General features: G+C 68.2%; 25 protein-coding genes and 1 riboswitch. Of the genes, 12 read left to right on the forward strand and 13 right to left on the reverse strand.

The window, feature by feature from the left end; all coding sequences use genetic code 11:
- Positions 1-19: 19 nt before the first annotated feature.
- Together CG50_RS11030 and CG50_RS11035 are read right to left on the reverse strand one after the other, a co-directional pair.
- Positions 20-409, reverse strand: a complete 390-nt coding sequence (locus CG50_RS11030; RefSeq protein ID WP_152559495.1) for a hypothetical protein — start codon at positions 407-409, stop codon at positions 20-22.
- Between the two features lie 109 nt (positions 410-518).
- The gene (locus CG50_RS11035; protein ID WP_036638232.1) at positions 519-1685 is read right to left on the reverse strand and encodes a deoxyguanosinetriphosphate triphosphohydrolase; all 1167 of its coding nucleotides are present in this window, start codon (positions 1683-1685) and stop codon (positions 519-521) included.
- A gap of 87 nt (positions 1686-1772) precedes the next feature.
- On the opposite strand from CG50_RS11035, the gene CG50_RS11040 reads away from it, so the two are divergent.
- The 3 genes from CG50_RS11040 (at position 1773) to xth (ending at position 4292) form a co-directional block, all read left to right on the forward strand.
- Positions 1773-2105, forward strand: coding sequence for a HesB/IscA family protein (locus CG50_RS11040; RefSeq protein ID WP_036638233.1), 333 nt, complete (start codon positions 1773-1775; stop codon positions 2103-2105).
- Between the two features lie 36 nt (positions 2106-2141).
- On the forward strand, positions 2142-3416 hold the full coding sequence (locus CG50_RS11045) for a hemolysin family protein (protein ID WP_036638235.1): 1275 nt from the start codon (positions 2142-2144) through the stop codon (positions 3414-3416).
- 96 nt (positions 3417-3512) lie between these two features.
- Positions 3513-4292 carry an exodeoxyribonuclease III gene (gene xth / locus CG50_RS11050; RefSeq protein WP_036638236.1) on the forward strand — a complete coding sequence of 260 codons (780 nt, stop codon included), beginning with the start codon at positions 3513-3515 and terminating at the stop codon, positions 4290-4292.
- A gap of 196 nt (positions 4293-4488) precedes the next feature.
- Here the strand turns inward: xth and CG50_RS11055 are convergent, their stop codons facing one another.
- Both CG50_RS11055 and dksA read right to left on the reverse strand, forming a co-directional pair.
- Positions 4489-5655 carry an FAD-dependent monooxygenase gene (locus CG50_RS11055; RefSeq protein ID WP_036638237.1) on the reverse strand — a complete coding sequence of 389 codons (1167 nt, stop codon included), beginning with the start codon at positions 5653-5655 and terminating at the stop codon, positions 4489-4491.
- A gap of 100 nt (positions 5656-5755) precedes the next feature.
- Positions 5756-6178 carry an RNA polymerase-binding protein DksA gene (dksA, locus tag CG50_RS11060; RefSeq protein ID WP_036638238.1) on the reverse strand — a complete coding sequence of 141 codons (423 nt, stop codon included), beginning with the start codon at positions 6176-6178 and terminating at the stop codon, positions 5756-5758.
- Between the two features lie 206 nt (positions 6179-6384).
- Here dksA and CG50_RS11065 point away from each other — a divergent pair, with 206 nt between their 5' ends.
- A complete protein-coding gene (locus CG50_RS11065) occupies positions 6385-7221 on the forward strand; it encodes an AAA family ATPase (RefSeq protein ID WP_036638240.1) in 837 nt (278 codons plus the stop codon).
- On the opposite strand, the gene CG50_RS11070 is transcribed toward CG50_RS11065, so the two are convergent.
- The 6 genes from CG50_RS11070 to CG50_RS11095 form a co-directional block, all read right to left on the reverse strand.
- The gene (locus CG50_RS11070) at positions 7222-8142 is read right to left on the reverse strand and encodes a DMT family transporter (RefSeq protein WP_036638241.1); all 921 of its coding nucleotides are present in this window, start codon (positions 8140-8142) and stop codon (positions 7222-7224) included.
- Between the two features lies 1 nt (position 8143).
- On the reverse strand, positions 8144-9226 hold the full coding sequence (gene queG / locus CG50_RS11075) for a tRNA epoxyqueuosine(34) reductase QueG (RefSeq protein WP_051909919.1): 1083 nt from the start codon (positions 9224-9226) through the stop codon (positions 8144-8146).
- 75 nt (positions 9227-9301) lie between these two features.
- Positions 9302-9967: an FtsZ-binding protein FzlA gene (fzlA, locus tag CG50_RS11080; protein ID WP_036638242.1), complete on the reverse strand. Its 666-nt coding sequence runs from the start codon at positions 9965-9967 to the stop codon at positions 9302-9304.
- 136 nt (positions 9968-10103) lie between these two features.
- Positions 10104-10703, reverse strand: a complete 600-nt coding sequence (gene recR / locus CG50_RS11085) for a recombination mediator RecR (RefSeq protein WP_036638249.1) — start codon at positions 10701-10703, stop codon at positions 10104-10106.
- A gap of 7 nt (positions 10704-10710) precedes the next feature.
- Positions 10711-11058 carry a YbaB/EbfC family nucleoid-associated protein gene (locus CG50_RS11090; protein WP_036638252.1) on the reverse strand — a complete coding sequence of 116 codons (348 nt, stop codon included), beginning with the start codon at positions 11056-11058 and terminating at the stop codon, positions 10711-10713.
- 117 nt (positions 11059-11175) lie between these two features.
- On the reverse strand, positions 11176-12945 hold the full coding sequence (locus CG50_RS11095; RefSeq protein ID WP_036638255.1) for a DNA polymerase III subunit gamma/tau: 1770 nt from the start codon (positions 12943-12945) through the stop codon (positions 11176-11178).
- Positions 12946-13075: 130 nt separating this feature from the next.
- On the opposite strand from CG50_RS11095, the gene CG50_RS11100 reads away from it, so the two are divergent.
- The 3 genes from CG50_RS11100 to CG50_RS16255 all read left to right on the forward strand — a co-directional run bounded on the left by CG50_RS11100 (position 13076) and on the right by CG50_RS16255 (position 15126).
- A complete protein-coding gene (locus CG50_RS11100; RefSeq protein WP_036638262.1) occupies positions 13076-13576 on the forward strand; it encodes a MarR family winged helix-turn-helix transcriptional regulator in 501 nt (166 codons plus the stop codon).
- Positions 13576-14295, forward strand: coding sequence for a response regulator (locus CG50_RS11105; RefSeq protein WP_036638264.1), 720 nt, complete (start codon positions 13576-13578; stop codon positions 14293-14295). Before CG50_RS11100 ends, CG50_RS11105 begins: the two co-directional genes overlap by 1 nt.
- A 120-nt stretch (positions 14296-14415) precedes the next feature.
- A complete protein-coding gene (locus CG50_RS16255; RefSeq protein ID WP_051909921.1) occupies positions 14416-15126 on the forward strand; it encodes an NYN domain-containing protein in 711 nt (236 codons plus the stop codon).
- A 114-nt stretch (positions 15127-15240) separates the two neighbouring features.
- Here the strand turns inward: CG50_RS16255 and CG50_RS11115 are convergent, their stop codons facing one another.
- Together CG50_RS11115 and aroC are read right to left on the reverse strand one after the other, a co-directional pair.
- Positions 15241-15870, reverse strand: a complete 630-nt coding sequence (locus CG50_RS11115) for a TetR/AcrR family transcriptional regulator (RefSeq protein WP_036638351.1) — start codon at positions 15868-15870, stop codon at positions 15241-15243.
- A 102-nt stretch (positions 15871-15972) separates the two neighbouring features.
- On the reverse strand, positions 15973-17073 hold the full coding sequence (aroC, locus tag CG50_RS11120; RefSeq protein ID WP_036638266.1) for a chorismate synthase: 1101 nt from the start codon (positions 17071-17073) through the stop codon (positions 15973-15975).
- A 108-nt stretch (positions 17074-17181) separates the two neighbouring features.
- Positions 17182-17295: riboswitch (TPP riboswitch) on the forward strand.
- Positions 17296-17346: 51 nt separating this feature from the next.
- Between aroC and CG50_RS11125 the strand changes: the two genes are divergently transcribed.
- From CG50_RS11125 to CG50_RS11145, 5 genes are all read left to right on the forward strand, one after another.
- Complete coding sequence (locus CG50_RS11125) at positions 17347-18336, forward strand: thiamine ABC transporter substrate-binding protein (protein WP_036638269.1); 990 nt, start codon at positions 17347-17349, stop codon at positions 18334-18336.
- Complete coding sequence (locus tag CG50_RS11130; RefSeq protein WP_449295439.1) at positions 18333-19892, forward strand: ABC transporter permease subunit; 1560 nt, start codon at positions 18333-18335, stop codon at positions 19890-19892. The genes CG50_RS11125 and CG50_RS11130 overlap by 4 nt, the downstream gene beginning before the upstream one ends.
- Complete coding sequence (locus tag CG50_RS11135; protein ID WP_036638271.1) at positions 19882-20619, forward strand: thiamine ABC transporter ATP-binding protein; 738 nt, start codon at positions 19882-19884, stop codon at positions 20617-20619. The genes CG50_RS11130 and CG50_RS11135 overlap by 11 nt, the downstream gene beginning before the upstream one ends.
- Positions 20620-20857: 238 nt before the next feature.
- Complete coding sequence (locus tag CG50_RS11140; protein WP_036638273.1) at positions 20858-21199, forward strand: hypothetical protein; 342 nt, start codon at positions 20858-20860, stop codon at positions 21197-21199.
- A gap of 127 nt (positions 21200-21326) precedes the next feature.
- Positions 21327-21671, forward strand: a complete 345-nt coding sequence (locus CG50_RS11145) for a DUF2794 domain-containing protein (protein WP_036638275.1) — start codon at positions 21327-21329, stop codon at positions 21669-21671.
- A gap of 95 nt (positions 21672-21766) precedes the next feature.
- Here CG50_RS11145 and CG50_RS11150 read toward each other — a convergent pair whose 3' ends face one another.
- Positions 21767-22804: an aldose epimerase family protein gene (locus tag CG50_RS11150; RefSeq protein ID WP_036638278.1), complete on the reverse strand. Its 1038-nt coding sequence runs from the start codon at positions 22802-22804 to the stop codon at positions 21767-21769.
- Positions 22805-22806: the final 2 nt, after the last annotated feature.

Raw genomic sequence — 22806 nt, forward strand, 5'->3', positions numbered from 1 at the left:
CAGTGTCATGCCATCACCCTCACGGCGTCACCCGCACCCCGATCTTGCGGCCGAGCACGCGCAGCGTCTCGGTTCCCGGGCGCTCGGCTGTGAACAGCACCTCGATCGCCGGGGTCGGCCCCCCGCAGCCCCTCGCCTTGCGCAGCCCTTCGGCGCCGAAACCGATGCTGCCTGTGCGCGTCACCGCGCCGCGCAGCGCAGCACGGTTCGGCAATCGCCCGCAAGGGCCGGTCACCCCGCCGATCACCGCACGCTCGCCCACGCGCAGCGTCACCGCCTCCACATCGCCGATCAGCCCTGCCGCCGCAGGCCCCACCCACCAGGCCCCGCACAGCCCGACGACCAGCGCCACGACCAGACGCAGCCCCCCCGCCACTCCAGGCCCACCGGGCCGCTCCGATCCGATCATCTCGCCCCTTTCGACTGTCCGACATCCCTCCGCCCCGCCAAAGCGAAACCGGCGCAGTCCATGCTGCGCCGGTTTCGTTAACATTGCGTTTGCGGAAGTCCGGACCGGATCAGACCGCCGGATCCTCGGGACTGATGAGGCGGTAATATTCCTGGATGCAGAACCGGTCGGTCATGCCCGCGACATAATCGAGGACCACCCGCGCCAGCTCGGTGCGGGGGGCCCCGGCGGCAAGCGCCTGCGCGACATCGCCCTGCCAGTCCTCGGGCAGCAGATCGGGATGATCGAGAAACAGCGGAAACAGCGCCTGCACCATCGCGGTGACGCGCCGGCGCTCGATGATGACCGAGGGGGCGCGATACATGCGCTCGAACAGGAAGGCCTTGATCGCCTTCAGGTTTTGGTAAAGCGGTTTGGAAAACCGGATGATCGGCCCGTCCATGTGGCGGATCTCGTCGACCGAGCGCGGTTCCAGCGCGCGCAACCGGTTCTGCGCCACCGCGATCACGTCCTCGACCATCGTGCCGAATACCCGGCGCAGCGCCTCGTGACGGCGCCGCATCGGATCGAGCCCGGGATAGCGGCGGTCGACCTCGGCATAGCAGGCGCCGATCACCGGCAGCTCGCACAGATCGGCATCGGTGAACAACCCGGCGCGCAGCCCGTCGTGCAGATCGTGGTGATTGTAGGCGCAATCGTCGGCCACCGCGGCCACCTGTGCCTCGGCCGAGGCATGGGTGGTCAGCTCCAGATCCCACATCGCGTTGACCTCGGCGAGGGCATAGCTCCAGGGCGGATCGACGGGGCCGTTGTGCTTGGCGATGCCCTCAAGCGTCTCCCACGTCAGGTTCAGCCCGTCGAAATCGGCATAATGGCGTTCCAACCGGGTGACGATGCGCAGCGCCTGCGCATTGTGATCGAACCCGCCATAGTCGCGCATCAGAACGGCCAGTGCGTCCTCGCCGGTATGACCGAACGGCGGATGGCCGAGATCATGGGCGAGCGCCACCGCCTCGGCCAGATCGGTGTTCAGACCGAGCGTCGCGGCGATGGTGCGCGCGACCTGCGCCACCTCGATCGTGTGGGTCATGCGGGTGCGGTAATAATCGCCCTCATGCTCGACGAAGACCTGGGTCTTGTGCTTCAGCCGGCGGAATGCCGAGGAATGGATGATCCGGTCGCGGTCGCGCTGGAACGGAGACCGGAAGGTCGAAAGCGCCTCGGGGAACAGACGACCACGGCTGGCCTCCGGGTGGCAGGCATAGGGTTGCAACAAGGGAACCTCGTCTTGTCGGCACGTCTTTCCCCACCTATATCGGAGAGACGGGGATTTTACAGGCCCCGAAGTCACCGAATTGGTCCGATGCTGCTTCCGCCCACCGTTACGCCGCGTGCCTTTGCCCGCCTGGCCGAGATCAACGCCGCCCATGAGGGTGCGCCGCGTGCCCTGCGCATCGCGGTCGAGGGGGGCGGCTGCTCTGGTTTCCAGTATGACATCCGCCTCGAGGAGACCACCGCGGGCGACGACATCGTGCTGGAGGGCGAGGGCCAGAAGGTGCTGATCGATCCGGTGTCGCTGCCGTTTCTGGAAAATGCCACCATCGACTTCACCGAGGAACTGATCGGCGCGCGCTTCGTGATCGACAATCCGAACGCGACATCGAGCTGCGGCTGCGGCATCAGCTTCTCGATCTGAGATCATACCGTCCCCTTTTCCGGACCCTGCCCCCATATGTTCGTTGAAATCCTGATCCTCGTCGTCCTGACCGTGACGAACGGGGCGCTTGCCATGTCTGAACTCGCCATCGTCTCCTCGCGCGAGGCGCGGCTGAAGATGCTGGCCGACAGTGGCCGGCGCGGCGCCCGCGCGGCGCTGAAGCTGCGCGAGACACCCGGAAAATTCCTGTCCTCGGTGCAGATCGGAATCACGCTGGTCGGGGTGCTCGCCGGTGCGGTCTCGGGCTCGACGCTCGGGGTGCGGCTGGCGCAGGCCCTGCAGGCCCGGGGGCTGAGCGAAACGCTCGCCGAGACGCTCGGCGTGGGCGGGGTCATCGCGCTGATCACCTATGCACAGCTGATTCTGGGCGAGCTGGTGCCCAAGCAGATAGCGCTGAGCAATCCCGAAGCGGTGGCGGCACGCGTCGCCCCGGCGATGCGGCTGATCGCGGTGGCGGCGACGCCGGTGGTGTGGTTTCTCGATCTGTCGGGGAGGATCGTGCTGCGGCTTCTGGGCCAGACGCCGCGCCCGGGCGCCGCGATGACCGATGAGGAGGTCGCCTTCACCCTCGACGAGGCCGAGGGCGCGGGCGTCTTCGCGCCGGGCGAACGCGACATGCTGACCGGGGTGATGCGGGTCGCAGACCGGCGCGCTTCGTCGCTGATGACGCGCCGGCGCGAGGTCGAGGTGCTCGACCTGTCGCGCCCCCGCGCCGAGCTGATCGAGCAGATCCGAAAGTCGAATTACGACCGCCTGCCGGTGCACGATGGCGACGAGAACGACATCCTCGGCGTGATCGTTTCGCGCGAGGCGCTCGCGCTCGCGCCGAACGGGTCGCTGCGCGCAATCGTGCGGGCGGTGCCGGTAGTGATGGATCAGGCCCGCGCCGCGCTGGTGATCGAGAAGATGCGCTCCGAAGGCATCCAGATGGTGCTGGTCTATGACGAATTCGGCCATTTCGAGGGCATCATCACCACGATGGACGTTCTCGAAGGCATCACCGGGCGGTTCTTCGACCCGGAAGACGACGAGCCGGCGTTTCAGGACCGCGAGGACGGTTCGATCCTGGTGTCCGGCTGGGTTCCGGCGGACGAGCTGGCGGCACGGCTGCACATCCGCGATGCGGACGGCGCCTACGATACCGCGGCGGGCTTCGTGATCGACCGGCTGGCGCGGCTGCCGCAACAGGGCGACGTGCTCCATGCCGAGGGCTGGCGCTTCGAGGTCATCGACATGGACGGGGCACGCATCGACAAGCTGCTGGTCAGCCGCGACATGTTCGAGGAGTGAGCCCCCCCTCGATTGCCCCGGCCATCAATTGCCCCGGCCATCAATTGCTCCGGGCGGTCTTTCCGCCTAGAACCGGGAAAAGACCGGAGGGCCCCCATGAAGATCGCCACCTTCAACATCAACGGCATCAAGGCCCGCGCCGAGGCCCTCGTCGACTGGCTGCGCGAGGCCGAACCCGATGTCGTCGCGCTGCAGGAGATCAAGTCGACCGACGAGGCCTTCCCGCACGAGATCTTCGACGGCCTCGGCTATACCATCGAGACCTTCGGACAAAAGAGCTTCAACGGCGTGGCACTGCTGAGCCGGATAGGGCTCGAAGACGTGCGCCGCGGCCTGCCCGGCGACGACAGAGACGATCAGGCGCGCTGGATCGAGGCCACGGTGGTGGGCAAGCGCGCGGTGCGGCTGTGCGGCCTCTATCTGCCGAACGGCAACCCGGCGCCGGGACCGAAATACGACTACAAGCTCGCCTGGATGGAGCGGATGCGTCTGCGCGCGGCGGAGCTGCTGCGCAGCGAGGAGCCGGTGGTGATGCTGGGCGATTACAACATCATCCCGCAGGACGAGGACGCCGCGAAGCCCGAGAGCTGGCGCGAGGATGCGCTCGCCCTGCCGCAAAGCCGCGCCGCATTCCGCCGGATCCTGAACCTGGGCTACACCGACGCTGTCCGCGCGCGGATGACGGATCCCGGGATCTATTCGTTCTGGGATTATCAGGCCGGCGCCTGGCCGCGCAACAACGGCATCCGCATCGACCATCTGCTGCTCAGCCCGCAGGCCGCCGATCTGCTGAGCGACGTGGGCATCGACAAGGAGATCCGCGGCCGCGACAAGCCTTCGGATCACGTGCCGGTCTGGATCGAGCTCGACGCCTGAGCGCCGCGCGCTTCGTCCCGGTCGGAAGGGGGCTCTGCCCCGCATACAGGAAAGAGAGGGGGCTCTGCCCCCTCGGGCCTGCGGCCCTCACCCCCGGGATATTTGGGGCGACGCGAAAGGCAAGCGCGGCGCTCCTTCTTTCGGCTTTCCCCAAATATCCCGGGGGAGTCTCCGAAGGAGACGGGGGCAGAGCCCCCTACTGCGCCGTCACATCGCAGCCATAGATCCAGTCATAGCGACCGACCAGCTTGCCCGGAGCCAGACGCGAAATCGCCCGAAGCCCCATGTGACCGATGGCGCGCGGCAGCCCCGAAAGATGGAAGTTGCGCGCATTCCGGCTGGCCGCATCGACGATCGCGGTGCAGCGCGGCTCGCGCAGCGCCTGATAGGCGGCAAGGGCCTCGGTCTCGTCCGGGGTGCGGGCAAGCATCTCGGCCAGCACCCAGGCATCTTCCAGCGCCATGTTCGCGCCCTGTGCGAGGAATGGCAGCGTCGGATGCGCTGCATCACCCAGGATCGCCGCCCCCTTGCCGAACCAGCGCGTCGCGACCGGATGGCGGAACAGCCCCCACAGATAGGGTTCATCGACCTGCGCGAGCCAGTCCTGCACGCGCGGGCAAAACTCCTCGAAGGCGGCACGCAGGGTCAGCGGATCCTCGCGCAGGTTCCAGCCCTCATCGACCCAGCGGGTGCGCTCTTCGACGGCGACGATATTGCGCAGCCCCTGACCCAGCGGATAGCTGACCAGATGCCGGCCGGCGCCCATGAAGACCTCGGATTCCGCCGGAGCACCCGGCTCGCACGGGATCAGCGCCCGCCAGGCGACCTGATGGGTGAAGAACGGGCTGACCGCGCCGTTCAGAGCCGTGTAAACCTTGGAATGCAACCCATCCGCGCCGATCAGCAGGTCGGTCTCGATCTCGGCGCCCTGCGCCGTCACCAGTCGCGGCGGGTGATCGCCCAGATCGACGGTCTCGACCTTTTGCAGCAGACGGATCTCGGCGCCGGCGGCGCGCGCGCCCTCGGCCAGCAGGTCGATCAGCCGGGCACGATGCAGCACCCGGTATTCGGCATCCGGGCGCAGCCGCGCCATCGGCAGCCGTGCGACCTGACCGCCCGTCACCCCATCGCGCAGCACCACCGCACCGACGCGCGGCCCTGCCGCCTCGAATGCCCCCCCGAGGCCGAGCGCGCGCAGCACCCGCGCGCCGTTGGGCGAGATCTGCAACCCCGCGCCGACCTCGCGGATCGCCTCGGCCTGTTCCAGAACCGTCACCGCAGCACCGCGCAGTGCCAGCGCCCGCGCCACCGCGAGCCCCGCCACCCCGGCCCCCAGAACCGTCACCTTGCGACCGATCAGCATCTCGCCCCCGACATGAAAACACCGGCACCATCAGGGCGCCGGTGCGAATTGTCCTTGCGCGGGATCAACCCCGCGCCGCTTCCCCGACGGGATCCGCGGCTCAGTCGTCGCGGTGGATCCGCTCGCGGCGCTCGTGCTTTTCCTGCGCCTCGAGGGTCATCGTGGCGATCGGACGGGCATCGAGACGCTTCAGGCTGATCGGCTCGCCGGTGATCTCGCAATAGCCGTATTCGCCATTCTCGATGCGGCGCAGCGCAGCGTCGATCTTGGCGACCAGCTTGCGCTGACGGTCGCGGGTGCGCAATTCCAGCGCGCGGTCCGTCTCTTCGCTGGCGCGGTCGGCCAGATCGGGGACGTTGCGCGCCGATTCCGCGAGCCCTTCCAGCGTCTCGGCCGATTGTTCGAGAAGTTCCGCCTTCCACGCAAGCAGCTTGCGCCGGAAATATTCGAGCTGACGGTCGTTCATGAACGGCTCGTCCTCGGCGGGGTGGTAGTCATCCGGTAGGAAGATTTCGGCCTTCATGTCTGCCCTCATGCTTCACCCATCGGTCGGGCCGGCGGTAACGATGCCGGCAACTCTTTCGGGCCACCCCTTATAGCAAGGGGCATGGCTTGTCACGTCTGCTTTCCGACACTGTGGCGCGCCCGCAACGTCGCTGCCGCCGGCGGTTGCGGCGAATCCGGCGAAACGCTACGTTTTGCGGCACAACATGAACGGAGCACAGAACCTTGCGTTTCCAGTCGACCGAATCCTATGTCGCCCCGGAAGAGCTGATCGTCGCGGTGAATGCCGCGGTGACGCTGGAACGCCCGCTTCTGGTCAAGGGCGAGCCCGGCACCGGCAAGACCGAACTCGCGCGGCAGGTGGCGGCGGCGCTCGGGCTCGATCTGATCGAATGGACGGTGAAATCGACGACGCGCGCCCAGCAGGGGCTTTACGAATACGATGCCGTCAGCCGGCTGCGCGACAGTCAGCTTGGCGATCCCAGGGTGTCGGACGTGCGCAACTACCTGCGCAAGGGCAAGCTGTGGCAGGCCTTCGAGGCAGAGACCCGCACCGTCCTGCTGATCGACGAGATCGACAAGGCCGACCTCGAATTCCCGAACGATCTGCTGCAGGAACTCGACCGGATGGAGTTCCACGTCTACGAGACCGGCGAGACCATCCGCGCCCGGCACCGCCCGGTGGTCATCATCACCTCGAACAACGAGAAGGAATTGCCCGACGCCTTCCTGCGCCGCTGCTTCTTCCACTACATCCGCTTCCCCGATGCCGAGACGCTCCGCGCCATCGTCCGCGTGCATTTCCCCGACCTCGAAGACCAGCTGCTGAGCGCGGCCCTCGCCCGGTTCCTCGACCTGCGTCAGACACCCGGGCTGAAGAAGAAACCCTCGACCTCGGAGATGCTCGACTGGCTCAGGCTGCTGGTCGCGGCCGGGCTGTCGGCCGAGGCGCTCGCCCGCGATCCGGCGCATCCGCTGCCGGTGCTGCACGGCGCGCTTCTGAAGACCGAACAGGATGTGGCGCTCGTGGAACAGGGCCCGGCGCGTCGCCCCGGCTGGTAATCAGTGCTCGAGCGGGCGGTTCGCCTGCCGCCGATGGCCAAGCTGACGCTCGCGCATGATGATGATCACCCCGGCGGTGACGACGATTGCCGAACCGCCGAGTGTCCACCAGCTCGGCACCTCGGCGAAGAACACATAGCCCAGCACCAGCGCGATCAGGATCGAGACATATTCGAACGGCGCGATCAGCGAGGCATCGGCATAGCGATAGGCCGAGGTCATCAGGATCTGCGCCGTCCCCCCGACCAGCCCCGCCAGCACCAGACACAGCGCCTGAGCGGGCGTCGGCATCACCCAGCCGAAGGGCAGCGTCAGCAAGGACAGCACCGTCGCCGTCAGCGAGAACCAGAACACGATGGCCGAGGCGCGCTCGGTGCCCACCATCATCCGGATCTGGATCGCCACCAGCGCCCCGAGCGTCGCCGAGCACAGCGCATAGGCCGCCCCCCGGGCCGAGCCACCCCCGCCCCCCAGCTGCGGCCACAGCACCACGAGCACCCCGATCATCCCCAGCACCACCGCCGAGATCCGCACCAGACGGATCCGCTCTCCCAGCAACAGCGCGGCGAAGATCACGACGAGGATCGGTGCCGCATAACCGAGCACCGTCGCCTCCGGCAGCGGCAGATTGGCCAGCGCAAGGAAGTTGAACGCCATCGAGGCCGTTCCCATCACGCCGCGTCGCACATGCAGGATCGGACGGTTGGTGCGCAGCCCCTCGAACAGCTCGCCCGAGACCCACAGCGCGACGAGAATCGGCACGATCCCGAAGGCCGAACGGAAGAACACCATCTCGCCCGCCGGCACCTCGTCCGACACCGCCTTCAGCAGCGCCGCCATCGCGCAGAACAGCGCGACCGATCCCACCTTCAGACCGATCCCGCGCAGGGCCGAAGGGGCGGGAACGATGTCCGGGGTCATGTCATGCGTCTCCGATGCCGTGGTTCGCTTTGCCCGCGTCCGGCGCCAGCCGCGCGACGGCCCAGCGGGCGGCGTCGGCCACCACCGGGTCCGCGTCCCCGCACAGCCCGCGCGCCAGCGCCAGCAGTCCCCCATCGCCCGAATTGCCGATGGCGTAAAGGACATTGCGCACCATCCGCCCGCGCCCGATGCGTTTGATCGGCGATCCGGCGAAACGTGCCCGAAATCCGGCATCGTCCAGCACCGCCAGCTCCGCGAGCGGCGGCGCCCCGTGCCGCGCGGCATAGCCGATCTCGCGCGCCTCGGCGGCGAACTTGTTCCACGGACAGGCCGCAAGACAATCGTCGCAACCGTAGATCCGGTTGCCCATCAGCGCCCGCAACCCGGGATCGACCGGGCCGGAATGCTCGATCGTCAGATAAGAGACGCAGCGCCGCGGATCGAGGCGATAGGGCGCCGGAAACGCCCCCGTCGGACAGGCGTCGAGGCAGGCCCGGCAGTTGCCGCAATGGCTGACCTCAGACGCGTCGGGCGCCAGATCGAGCGTGGTGAAGATCGCGCCGAGAAAGAACCAGTTGCCCAGATCGCGCGCCAGAAGGTTGGTATGCTTGCCCTGCCAACCAAGCCCCGCCGCCTGAGCCAGAGGCTTTTCCATCACCGGCGCGGTATCGACGAAGACCTTGATCTCCGCCCCCTCGCCCAGCCCTTCGGCCTTCGCGGCATCCAGAAGCCAGCGCCCGACCCGCTTCAGCCGGCGCTTCACCAGATCATGATAATCCTTGCCCTGCGCATAGACGCTGATCGCGCCATGCCCGGCCATCCGGGTCGCGGCGCGCGGATCGCTCTCGGGGGTATAGACCTCGGCCAGCATCACGACCGAGCGCGCCTCGGGCCACAGCGCCGCCGGATCGCCGCGCCAGGCCACGCGCTCGGCCATCCAGCCCATCTCTCCCTGCATCCCGGCATCGAGAAAGGCACGCAGCCGCCCCATCGCCTCGGGGATCGCATCGGGCCGCGTCACCCGCGCCTTCGAGAACCCCTCGGCCAGGGCCCGCTCGATCAGGCGTGTCTTCAGATCCTGCACGCCCGTTCCTTTCGGCTTTCCGAAAATATCCTCGGGGGGTCCGGGGGGCAGACGGCCCCCCGCGCCCGGCCGGGATCAGAAATCCAGCTCGGCATATTGCGGCGCGGGCGGCAGCCCCGGCAGCTGGTCTTGCAGCAAGGACCGGAACGCCGGCCGCGACTTGATCTTGGCATACCAGTCCTTCACCGCCGCCTGCCGGTTCCAGTCCACGTCCGAGATATAATCGAGACAGCTCAGATGCGCGGCGGCCGCGAAATCGGCAAGCGTCATCTGATCGCCGGCGAGCCACCTGCGCTGATCGAGCAGCCACCCCATGTAATCGAGGTGATACTTGATCGCCGACAGCCCTTCCTTGATGGTCTTGCTGTCGGGGTAACCCTTCTTCATGATCTTCTTCCAGACCCGCTCGCCCATCACCTTGCGGGTGACCTCGGCGTTGAACTTGTCGTCGAACCAGGCGCAAAGACGGCGCACCTCGTAGCGCGCCTCGCGGTCGCGCGGCATCAGGGCCGGGGTCGGATGGATCTCGTCGATGTATTCGCAGATCGCCTGGCTTTCCGGCAGGAAGCGGTTGTCGATCTTCAGGATCGGCACCTTGCCGGCCGGATTGCGACGCAGGAAATCCGGGCTCGGGTCCCAGTATTTCTCCTCGACCAGCTCGACCTCGATCCGTTTTTCCGCCAGCGTCAGGCGGACCTTGCGGCAAAAGGGGGAAAGGGCGACGTGATAGAGCCGGTTCATCGCTGCTCGATGTCCTCGTGTTCGTTTTTCCGGTGATACCTTCGCACCGCTTTCAGATCAACGCCTGCACGCCCGTTCCGGGCCCCGGGCGCGCGGTTTCGCTGAAACCGGCGGCATCTGGCCCCGAAACCCGACGTCAGAACGCCCGCCGCGCCCGCAGCGCCGCCGAGATCGTCCCGTCGTCGAGGTAATCGAGCTCGCCCCCGATCGGCACGCCCTGCGCGAGAGACGTGACCCGCACCCCGCTGCCGTCGAGCGCCTCGGCGATGTAATGCGCCGTGGTCTGGCCGTCGACCGTGGCATTGAGGGCGAGGATCACCTCCGACACCCCCTCGCCGCGCACGCGTTCGAGCAGTTTCGGAATGCCGAGTTCTTCGGGGCCGATGGCGTCGAGCGCGCTGAGCACGCCGCCGAGCACGTGATAGCGCCCGCCGAAGGAGCCGCCGCGCTCCATCGCCCAGAGTGCCGCGACATCCTCGACCACGCAGATTTCGCGCCCGGCGCGGGCGGGGTCGGCGCAGATCGCGCAGGTCTCGGCCAGGGTGACATTGCCGCAGACCGGGCAATCGTGCACGGTTTCGGCGACATGGCTCATCATCTCGCCGAGCGGTGCCATCAGCCCGTCGCGCTTGCGCAGCAGATGCAGCACCGCACGCCGGGCCGAGCGCGGCCCGAACCCCGGCAGTCGCGCCATCAGGCGGATCAGTGCCTCGATATCGCCTTCGGCGTCCGACATCGCTGGATCAGACCGGCGGCAGCGGCATGTCGGCGGGCAGGCCCATCTCGCTCAGCAGGCGGCGCTGCTCCTGCTCGGCGCGGGTCCTGGCGCGGGCCTGCGCATCCTTGATCGCGGCGAGGATCAGATCCTCGACCATGACCTTTTCCGAGGCGACGAGGATCGAAGGGTCGATCGACAGCCCCGTCAGCTCGCCGCGCGCCGAGGCCGAGGCGGTGACGAGACCCGCGCCCGCCTCGCCGGTCACGACGATGCGGCCGAGATCGTCCTGCAGCCGGGCCATGCGTTCCTGCATGTCCTGTGCGGCTTTCATCATCTTCGCCATGTCGCCGAGCTGGCCCAGTCCCTTGAACATGCCTGTCTCCTTGGGTCGGTTTTCTGTCGCGGAAGAAGGGGGGCTCTGCCCCCCGGCTCTGACGAGCCTCCCCCCGGGATATTTGTGGAAAGATGAAAGATACAAGGGGGAGCGGGATCAGCCGTCCTCGAACGGGTCCCATTCGTCCTCGACCTCGGGCAGGGCCTCGGCCTGGCGTTCGGCCATCAGATCGCGCGCGAGGGCGATCTCCTCGAAGCTCGCCTCGGGGAAGGCCGCGAAGATCGCCTGCACGACGGCATTGCGTTCGAGCGCCTCCGCCTCGGCTTCGCGGGTCGCGGCCTCGCGGGTCGCGGCGATGGTCGGCGCGCCGCCTTCCGAGACCACCGACACGCCCCAGCGGGCGCCGGTCCAGCCCTGCAGCCGCTGCGCGAGCGTGGCGGCAAGGTCGCGTGGCGCCTCGGGCGCGGGTTCGAATTCGATCCGGCCCGGCGCGTAATGAACGAGCTTCACCCCGCGTTCGACATCGACGAGGAGTTTCACGTCGCGCATCCGGTGGATCAGTTCGAGCACATCCTCGAAGCGCGCATATCGGGCGAGCGCGGCCGCGGTCTGCGCCACGGCCAGCGTCGCCCCGCCCACCGCTGCACGGCTGAGCGGCGGACCGTCGAGCATTGCGCGCGTCGTCGCACCCGCCCAGGCCGTCGGCCCCCCGGCGCTGCCGCCGCCCTGACCGGGACCGCGCCCCGCCCCCGAGGCCAGCCCCTGCTGCACCTTGCGCAACAACGTCTCGGGGTCGGGCAGATCGGCGACATGGGTCATGCGGATCAGCGCCATCTCGGCCGCCATCATCGCGTTCGGCGCGGCCGAGACCTCTTCGATCGCCTTGAGCAGCATCTGCCACAGCCGGCTGAGCACCCGCATCGGGATCGCCGCCGCCAGCGCCTGACCGCGGGTGCGCTCGTCGGGGGGCACGGTCGGGTCCTCGGCGGCCTCGGGCGTGATCTTGATGACGGAAACCCAATGGGTGATCTCGGCCAGATCGCGCAGCACCGCGATGGGATCGGCACCGTCGGAATATTGCCGCGACAGCTCGTCGAGGGCGCCGGCCGCATCGCCCTTCAGCACCATGTCGAACAGATCGAGCACCCGCCCCCGGTCGGCGAGGCCGAGCATCGCACGCACCTGATCGGCCGTCGTCTCGCCCGCGCCATGCGCGATCGCCTGATCGAGCAGCGACATCGCATCGCGCACCGAGCCCTCGGCCGCGCGGGTGATGAGCGCGAGCGCATCCATCGCGATCTGCGCGCCTTCCAGCCCCGCGATCTTCGCCAGATGGGCCATCATCACCTCGGGCTCGATCCGGCGCAGGTCGAACCGCTGGCAGCGCGACAGCACGGTGACCGGAACCTTGCGGATCTCGGTGGTGGCGAAGATGAATTTCACATGCGCCGGCGGCTCTTCCAGCGTCTTGAGCAGCGCGTTGAACGCCGAGTTCGACAGCATGTGCACTTCGTCGATGATGTAGACCTTGTAGCGCGCCGAGGTGGGCGCGTAATGCACGCTGTCGAGCACGTTGTTACGGATGTCGTCGACCTTGGTCTGCGACGCGCCGTCCATCTCGATCACGTCGACATGGCGCCCTTCGGAGATGGCGCGGCAATGCTCGCACACACCGCAGGGTTCGGTCGTCGGCCCGCCCTTGCCGTCGGCGCCGATGCAGTTCAGCCCCTTGGCGACGATGCGCGCGGTGGTGGTCTTGCCGGTGCCGCGGATGCCGGTGAGGATGAAGGCCTGCGCGATCCGGTCGGCCGCGAAGGCGTTCTTCAGCGTGCGGACCATGTCCTCCTGCCCGATCAGATCGGCGAAGGTCGCAGGGCGGTATTTCCGGGCAAGAACCTGATAGCCGGTCGCGGCCGTTTCGGACATTCGGGGGCTCCTCGTGTTGGCGCGCAGTCTAGTCGCCCCACGGGCGGTGTCAAACCGCGTCCTCGCACCGGATCAACGCTTGGAAAGTCAGAACCGCTGCCCTAAAATCGCCTGAACGCAAGAGGACTTCATGGCAGACAGCGGCACCCAGGGCGGCGAATCCCTGCTCTTCCTGACCGACGAACAGCTGCGGCGCGGCATCGAGGCGATGTTCTTCGCCTATCGCGGCTTCACCTCGGACCCGGACCGGATCCTGGAAAAATACGGCTATGGCCGGGCGCATCACCGCGCCATCCACTTCATCAACCGCGAACAGGGCCTGACGGTGACGACGTTGCTGTCGGTTCTCGGCGTGACCAAGCAATCGCTGAACCGGGTGCTGCGCACGCTGATCGAGGACGGCCTGGTCGAGAGCCGCATCGGCAAGCGCGACAAGCGCGCCCGCCACCTGTATCTGACCGAGCGCGGCGAGGTGCTGGAGCGCGAACTCTCCGGCGCGCAGCGCGAGCGGATGCGTGCCGCCTATCGCTCGGCCGGGCCGCAGGCCGTGGCGGGCTTCCGTCAGGTGCTGGAGGCGATGATGGACCCGGACATGCGCCGCCATTACCAGATGCTGAAGGACAACGTCTGATGGTCGCCGCCCAGAACGCGCCGCATCTGCTGATCGTCGACGATGACGAGCGGATCCGCAGCCTGTTGCAGAAGTTCCTGATGCGGAACGGCTTTCTGGTGACGGCTGCGCGCGACGCGGCCCATGCGCGGCGGCTGCTGGCGGGGCTCGAGTTCAACATGATCGTGCTCGACGTGATGATGCCGGGCGAGGACGGGCTGAGCCTGACCCGCGATCTCAGGGCGCACCGTCTGCACACGCCGATCCTGCTGCTGACCGCGCGCGGCGAGACCCATGAGCGGATCGAGGGGCTGGAGGCCGGCGCCGACGACTACCTGCCGAAACCGTTCGAGCCGAAGGAGCTGCTGCTGCGCATCAACGCCATCCTGCGCCGGGTGCCCGAAAGCGTTCAGGCCGGGCCGAAATACCTGACACTCGGCGCGCTGCGCTACGATCAGGACCGGGGCGAGCTGTGGTCGGGCGACAGCGCCGTGCGCCTGACCGCGACCGAGGCCGCGCTGATGCGCATCTTCGCCACCCGCGCGGGCGAGGTGGTCAGCCGCACCGATCTGATCGACGAACTCGGCCGCGACCGCTCGGCGAGCGGCGAGGAGGCGACGGGCGACCGCGCCATCGACGTGCAGATCACCCGCCTGCGCCGCAAGATCGAGCCCGACCCGCGCGAGCCGCGCTATCTGCAGACCGTGCGCGGCCTCGGCTACATGCTGGCGCCGGACTGACCCCGACACCGGCGACCCGCAATTTCCGCGACGCCGCCGGCACGCTCCTGTTTCCCCACGCTTCCCTGTTTCCCCACGCTTCCCTGTTTCAACGCATCTTCTTGTTAACGAGTCCCCCCGATGATGTCCGAAAGCGTTCCCGCCCCCTCCTTCGCCCTGCTGATCGACGGCGATCACGTCTCACCAGATGACTTCCCGAAGATCATGGAGGTCGCCCGCACCGCCGGGGAGCTGCCGGTGATGCGGGTTCATGCCGATACGGCCCGCGTGCCGGGCTGGCGGATGGTGCCGGGGCTGCGCTGCGTCGATTCGGGCGGCGGCAAGAACACCACCGATATCGCGCTGACCGTCGATGCGCTCGATCTGGTGCTGCGCGGCGGGGCCGCGGGGATCGTTCTCGTGTCGCGCGATCAGGATTACGCGCCGCTCGCGCTTTACCTGCGCGAACGCCGCATCCCGCTGCTGTGCATCGCCCCCGGCGAGGTTCCCGCCCGGCTGCGCGCCGCAGCGTGGAAATCAGTCGCCCTGCCGACCGCGCCGACACAGCCCACACCCGCGCCCCCAAAACCTCAGGAGGCGGCCGCTCCCACCCCATCGCCGAAGCAGCAGCCCAAGCCGGCGAAAGCTGACAGCGTCGAAGCCGTTCTGGCTCTGGTCCTGACAAAACCCGGAGCGACCATCGCTCTGAACGCGATCAATGCCGAAGCACGCCGGCGAGCGCCCGACTTTCGAATCTCAGAATACGGTCGCTGGCCAACCTGCATCAAGCAACTGCCTGATCGCTACGCCATCGAAGGCGCCGGTCAGGGGGCAAAAGTGCGCCGCCTCTGACCCTTTCGGCTTTCCATAAATATCCCGGGGGAAGCTGCGGCACAGCCGCAGCGCGGGGGCAGAGCCCCCGACGCGCGCCGCCACGGGAAAACCGCTTTCAGGCAAGCCGCCCGGTCACTCCGCGCGCACCCCATAGCGCGCCAGAAACATCTCCAGCGCCGCATCTATCACCCGTTTCGCCTCGGCCTTGCTGATGCGACGGCTCACACCATAGAGCAGCCGGTCCTGAATATCGGCGCAGCACAGCGACGCGAACTGATCCGCCGCCAGATCGAAATCCCCGATCGCCAGCTCGCCGCGTTCGGCGGCGGCACGCAGATATTCCCCCAGCCGCTCGCGCAGCAACATCGGGCCGGACTGATAGAACTCGCGCCCGATTTCGGGGAAGCGCGCTGCCTCCGCCACGCCGATACGAAACAGCGCCTGACCGAAGTCGGAACTGATGAACTCGATGATCTTTTCCGCGACGAAACGCAGCATCTCGGGCGCCGGGGTCTCGGGGCTGAGCGTCTGCTGCGCCTCCTCGGTCTGGCGGGCGCATTCGCTTTTGCTCGCTTCCAGAAACAGCAGCCGCTTGTCGGGGAAATAGCTGTAAAGCGTCGCCTTCGACACGCCGGCCTGCTGCGCGATCGCGTCGACCGAGGCACCTTCATAGCCATCACGCAGGAAGACCATCCGCGCGCCTTCCAGAACCTGCCCGAACTTGCGTCCGCGCCGGATCGTAGTGCCCTTCACCTCGGCCATATCGCCCCCCGCCTGATCGGTCGAGAATAAACCCGTCAGTTCAGTTTCGGCAAGGCGGTGCGCGATCACATGCGCGCCACATCGCTCTGCGCGGACGCGAAATCAGCCGATCTCGCCGCGGATGCCGCCGGTCTGGCCGCGGTCCATCAGCAGCTGATCGAGGATCACGCAAGCCACCATCGCCTCGGCCACCGGCACGGCGCGGATGCCGACGCAGGGGTCGTGCCGGCCCTTGGTGATCACCTCGACCTCGTTGCCCGCCACATCGACCGAGCGGCGCGGCGTCAGGATCGAGGAGGTCGGCTTGACCGCGAAGCGCAGCACGATCGGCTGGCCGGTGGTGATGCCGCCCAGAATGCCGCCGGCATGGTTCGACAGATAGACCGGCCCATCCGGGCCCATGCGCATCTCGTCGGCGTTCTCGGTGCCGGTCAGCGCCGCGGCCGCCATGCCCTCGCCGAACTCGACGCCCTTGACCGCGTTGATCGTCATGATCGCGGCGGCAAGCTCGCTGTCCATCTTGGCATAGATCGGCGCGCCGAGGCCGGGCGGGCAGCCTTCGACCACCAGCTCGATCATCGCGCCCACCGAGTTCTGACCCTTGCGGATCGCCTCGAGATAGTCGGTCCATTCCGTCACCGCGGCCGCATCCGGGATGAAGAACGGGTTGTTCAGGATCTCGTCGCGGTCGAACCGGGCCGGGTCGATGTGCTTCTCGCCCATCTGCACCATGTAGCCGGTGATCCGCAGCCCGGGCGCCAGGGCCTTCAGCACCGCCTGCGCGACCCCGCCCGCCGCGACCCGCGCCGCCGTCTCGCGCGCCGAGGAGCGCCCGCCGCCGCGATAGTCGCGGATGCCGTATTTCTGCCAGTAGGTGACATCGGCGTGCCCCGGACGGAATTGCCGGGCGATCTCGCCATAATCGCGGCTGCGCTGATCGGTGTTCTCGATCATCAGCTGAATGGGCGTGCCGGTGCTGCGCCCCTCGAACACGCCCGACAGGATCTTCACCCGGTCGGGCTCCTGCCGCTGGGTGGTCATCTTCGACTGACCGGGCCGGCGCCGGTCGAGGAAGACCTGCAGGAAGCCCTCGTCGATCTCCACGCCCGGCGGGCAGCCGTCGACCGTCGCGCCCAGAGCGGGCCCGTGGCTTTCGCCCCAGGTGGTGACCCGAAACAGATGTCCGAAGGTGTTGTAGCTCATGGGCGCGCCCTCCAATCTTGTGTCCCGCATAGCGGGGGGCGGGCCGTCGCTCAAGCGGTTTCCCACAGGCGGTTTCCCCTTGCACGGAGGGCGCCATCGCCTATGGTCTGCGCTACCTCGGGGTGCCGGGGGGCGTTTCACGCGCCCCGGCTGAGATGCGCAAGCGGACCCGTTGAACCTGAACCGGTTAATGCCGGCGGAGGGAAGGTATCCGGGAACTCTCCCCGGCTCCGCTCCGCCTGCAGGCCAGAGTCGAATGAAGTGGAGACACCGATGAGAAAAACTCTGATGCTTGCGGGATTTCTTCTGGCCGCCGCCCCCGCGCTGGCCGATGAAAAGCCCGTCCTGACGGTCTATGCGCCGGAATATTTCGCCGGCGAATGGGGGCCGGGCCAGAAGATGGCCGAGGGCTTCGAGAAGACCTGCGGCTGCGACGTCAAGGTCGTGGGCGTCGACGTGCTGCCGCGCATCCTGCTCGAGGGCGACAAGACCCCGGCCGATGTGGTGGTGGGCTTCACCGCCGACGTGATGCAGCGCGCGAAGGACACCGGCCTGTTCGCGCCCCATCGCGAGGATCTGTCGCGCCTGACCCTGCCGGTCGCCTGGACCGACGACACCTTCCTGCCCTTCGACTGGTCCGAGACCGCCTTCGTCTACGACAAGACCAAGGTGAAGAACCCGCCGAAATCCTTCGCCGATCTGCTGAACGCCCCCGATGACGCCTACAAGATCGCCATCGAGGATCCGCGCACCTCGCTCTCGGGTCTGGCGCTGCTGCTGTGGGTGAAATCGGTCTATGGCGACAAGGCCCCCGAGGCCTGGGCGAAGCTCGCCCCGAAGGTGCTGACCGTGGCGCCGGGCTGGTCCGAGGCCTATTCGCTCTTCACCAAGGGCGAGGCCGACATGGTGCTGAGCTTCACCACCTCGCCCGCCTATCACATCATCGAGGAAAAGGACGACACCAAGGCCGCCGCGATCTTCACCGAGGGAAACTATTTCCTCGCCGAGACCGCCGCGCAGCTGAAGGGCACGAAGCACCCGGAGCTCGCGCAGAAGTTCATGGATTACCTGCTGTCGGATGACTTCCAGGGCATGATCGGCGTCGGCAACTGGTCCTATCCGGCGGTGATGAAGCCCGGCTTCCTGCCGCCCGAGTTCGAGGCCCTGCCGAAGGCCGAGAAGACCCTGTTCCTCACCCCCGAGGCGGCCGAGGCCCTGCGCGCTCCGGCGATCGAGGAATGGCGTCAGGCCTTCCGCAAGTGAGCGGCCCCCGGATCGAGGCCCGGATCCCGGTGGCGTTTCCCCTTGCCGGGGGAAGCGCCGCCCTGATCGTCGCGGCCCTGATCCTCGTGCCGCTTGGGGCGGTCACGATGACGGCGGGGGGGCTGCGCGCCCCTTCGCCCGCCGATCTCGAAGCGCTGTGGTTCACGCTGTGGCAGGCGGCGGTTTCGGCTGCGGTGTCCTGCGCGCTGGCGGTGCCGGCGGCGCGGGCGCTGAACCGGCGCCGGTTTCCCGGACGCACCGCGCTGGTCGCGCTGATGGGGGCGCCGTTCGTGCTGCCCTCGATCGTCGCGGTGACGGCGCTGCTGACGGTGTTCGGCCGCAAGGGGCTGGTGAACGAGGCGCTCGGCGCGCTCGGCCTGCCGTCGGTCGGGATCTATGGCGCGCATGGGGTGATCCTCGCGCATGTGTTTTTCAACCTGCCGCTCGCGGTGCGCATGATCTTGCACGGCTGGCAGGCGATCCCGTCCGAGAGGATGCGCCTCGCCGCCTCTCTCGGCTTCGGTCCGGCCGAGGTGGCCCGCCATCTGGAGCGGCCGATGCTGCGTCAGGTGCTGCCCGGCGCCTTTCTGGCGATCTTCCTCGTGTGCCTGACCTCTTTCGCGGTGGCGCTGATCCTCGGCGGCGGGCCGCGGGCGACGACGCTCGAACTCGCGATCTTTCAGGCGTTCCGCTATGACGCCGATCTTGGCCGGGCGGCGGCGCTGGCGCTCGCTCAGGTGGCGGTAACGCTGATCGCGCTCGGCCTCGCGGCGGCGGTGACGGCGCCGCCGGCCTTCGGAGCGGGCCTCGACCGGGCGGGCGAGCGGCTGATCCCGACGGGCCGCCTGCGCACGGCCAAGGACGCGACGGTGATCGCGCTGATCGCGGTCTTCCTGCTGGTGCCGCTCGCGACGGTGCTGACGGGCGGAGCGGGGCAGATCCCGCGCCTTCCGGCCTCGGTCTGGCACGCGACGGCGGTGTCGCTTGCGGTGGCGGCGGGGTCCACCGTGCTGACGGTGGCGCTCGCGCTCACCCTCGCCACGGCGGGCAGGAAATGGGCCGAAGCTGCGGGGATGCTGCCGATGGCGGTGTCGTCGCTCGTCTTCGGAACCGGGCTGTTCATCGTGCTGCGCCCGCTCGCCCCGCCCGCCATGCTGGCTTTGCCGGTGACGCTGATCGCCAACGCGTTGATGAGCCTGCCCTTCGCGCTGCGCGTCCTGCTGCCCGAGGCGAAACGGCTGGCCGCGGATTACGACCGGCTCGCGGCTTCGCTCGGGCTGCGGAGCTGGGCGCGGCTGCGGTTTCTGACGCTGCCGCGGCTCGCCCGGCCGCTCGGCTTCGCGGCGGGGCTGGCGGCGGCGTTCTCGATGGGCGATCTCGGGGTGATCACGCTGTTTTCGGACGGCCATCAGCAGACCCTGCCGATGGCGATCTATGCGATGATGGGCTCTTATCACCAGAACCTGGCGGCGGGGGCGGCAACGGTGCTGACCGCGATCACGCTCGGGTTGTTCTATGGTCTCGACCGGATCGGACGGCGTTCAGATGACATGTGACGGGCCTAAATTCGCGGGGCTGCAACTGGAGGGGCTGGAGTTGCGTCAGGGCGACTTCCGGCTGAGCGCGACGCTCGCCATCCCGGCCGGTGCGCGGGTCGCGCTGATCGGTCCCTCGGGCGCGGGCAAAACGACGCTGCTGTCGGCGATCGCGGGCTTCCTGCCGCCCAGCGCCGGGCGCATCCTGTGGGCGGGCACCGACATCGGCGCGCTGCCGCCGGGCGAACGCCCGCTGTCGATCCTGTTTCAGGACCAGAACCTGTTTCCGCATCTGACGGTCGGGCAGAACCTCGGCCTCGGGATCGACCCGCGGCTGCGGCTGTCGGCCGGGGACAAGGTGCGGATCGGGGGCGTGCTCGACAAGGTGGGCCTCGCCGGGATGGCGGCGCGCCGCCCGGCCGAGCTGTCGGGCGGGCAGCAATCGCGGGTGGCGCTGGCGCGCGCGCTGCTGCGCGGCCGGCCGATGCTGCTGCTCGACGAGCCTTTCGCCGCGCTCGGCCCGGCACTGAAGGACGAGATGCTGGCGCTGGTCGCCGGGATGGCCGCCGAAAAGGGCACCACCGTCCTGATGGTCAGCCACGATCCCGCCGATGCCCGCGCACTCTGCCCCGAGACGATCCTCGTCGCCGAGGGGCGCGCCTTGCCGCCGCAACCGACGGAGGCGTTGCTCAACGCCCCGCCGCCGGTGCTTCGGGCCTACCTCGGCCAGCGGCACACGGAGCGCTGATCCCCCGGGGGGCCGCAGGCACGGACACGGCTGCGCGACCGAAAGCCTTTGCGGGTTGACATCGCGAGGCGGACGGGGATTGTTGCGTCTTGCAAGTCATGCGGCCCCTCGGGCCAATTCGTGTGTCGATCCGCGCCCCGGGTTTCTCCCGAAGCGGGTTTCCATTCGCGGCGCAGCCGGTTAGAACGACAGACGAAACCCGAGACATTCAGCCGTTCGAACACAGAATGGGTGCGAGATGATGATCCGCTTTACCGCAATCGCGCTTGGCGCGGCCATGTTGGCCGGCTGCCAGAGCACGACCCAAGACAAGGCCCCGTCGGAACCCGTTCCGACGCCTTACATGACCCCCGCCGTGCAGCAGGAAGGCGCGCTCGAACAGCGCTCGCCCGACACCTGCGGCAACAAGAAATACAGCGCGCTTCTGGGCCAGCCCGGCGCGGCGATTCAGGCGGCGCATATCAGCCAGCCGGTCAGCGTCGTCGAATGGCGCGGGATCGAGCCGCAGATCTACAACCCCGAGCGGGTCGTGTTCCGCCTCGACCAGAACGGCAACGTCTTCAACATCGACTGCGGTTGATCGCGAAGGCCGCAGGGCCGGAAACCTTTCGCCCCCGTCCGGTCACCCCGGGCGGGGGTTTTCCTTTGCCCGGCGCCGGGCACGCACGGGGCTTGATCTGCGGGGCGGGCGGTGTCACCATTTTGTCATGACGGCACAGACGCCCACCCCCTTTCCGCAGCCCGGGCCGCCCGAGACGGTGGCCTTCGACAGGCATGAGCTGGGAACGATCCTCGGCCTTTACGGGCGGATGGTGGCGGCGGGCGAGTGGCGCGACTACGGGCTGAGCTTCCTGCGCGAGGTCGCGGTCTTCGCCGTGTTCCGCCGCACCGCCGAAACCCCGGTCTACCGGATCGAGAAACGCCCGGCCCTGCGCAACCGGCAGGGCATGTATGCCGTCATCGGCATGGACGGTCATATCCTGAAGCGCGGTCACGATCTTTCGCAGGTTCTGCGGGTGCTGGAGCGCAAGCTGATCCGCCCGGTGGACTGATCGCGCGGGAAGACCCGGACCGCCCCGGGAACGCAAAGCGCCCACCCCTCGCACCGGGTCATCCGTCTGCAGGCCGCACGACAGGGAAACCCGGGTCAGCGCGACACGGCGAAGGCAAAGGCCATGCGGTTGCGATACACCGTTCCCGGTCGCAGCACGATATCGCCGCCGCCCCAGTCGGGCGGCATGTTCACCGCATTGGGCCAGCTTTGCGGCTCCAGACAGATTGCGTCATGGGCAGCATAGGCGCGCCCGCCCTTGCCCCTCACCAATCCGTCAAGGAAATTCCCGGTATAGACCTGCAATCCCGGCTGATCGGTTTCAAGCATCATGACCCGCCCCGACACCGGATCGGCAAGGCGCACCGGCCCGCCATCGAGGCACAGCGTATGGTCATAGCCCGCGATGGCATGGGCGCGCAGCGCCGTCACCGGCCGCCGGCCGGTGCGAAAATCGAAGGGCGTCGACTGCACCGAGGCCGGTGCCATCGGAATGAGGCAATCATCGACCGGCAGATAGCGCGCGGCGGGCACCGTCAGCTCGTATCCGAGCGCCGAACGCGGACGCTCGGCGAGTGCGCGCCCCCCGGCAAGGGCGAAGAAGCTGTGATGGGTCAGCGCGACGGGGGTGGGGGCATCGGTGGTGGCCTCGTGCACGATCTCCAAGCGCGGGCCCTCGGGGCGATCCTCCAGCCGGTAGCGCACCCGAACGGCCAACCTGCCCGGAAAGCCCTGATCGCCGTCGGGCGAGACCAGCGACAGCTCGGCCGACTGCGCATCGCTCGCCCCGATCTGCCACAGCCGGCGGTCGAACCCCTCGGGGCCGCCATGCAGGGTGGCGCCGGGCTCGTTTCGCGGCAACGCCACCTCGCGCCCGTCGAGGGTGAAGCGCCCCCCCGCGATGCGGTTCGCGACACGCCCCACCGTCGCGCCGAAGAAACCGCGATGGTCGAGGTAGCCCTGAACATCGTCATGGCCGAGAACGATGTCATCGACCTCTCCATCACGGTCGGGCAGGCACAGCGATTGCAGCGCCGCGCCGAAGGCGATCACCCGCGCCGAGGCCCGGCCCGCGCGCAGGTTCACCGCCTCGACCGCGCGCCCGTCCGGCATGTATCCGAAAACCTCGCGCATCG

The sequence above is a fragment of the Paenirhodobacter enshiensis genome, from assembly GCF_000740785.1.
In the GTDB taxonomy this organism is placed as follows: Bacteria; Pseudomonadota; Alphaproteobacteria; order Rhodobacterales; family Rhodobacteraceae; genus Rhodobacter; species Rhodobacter enshiensis.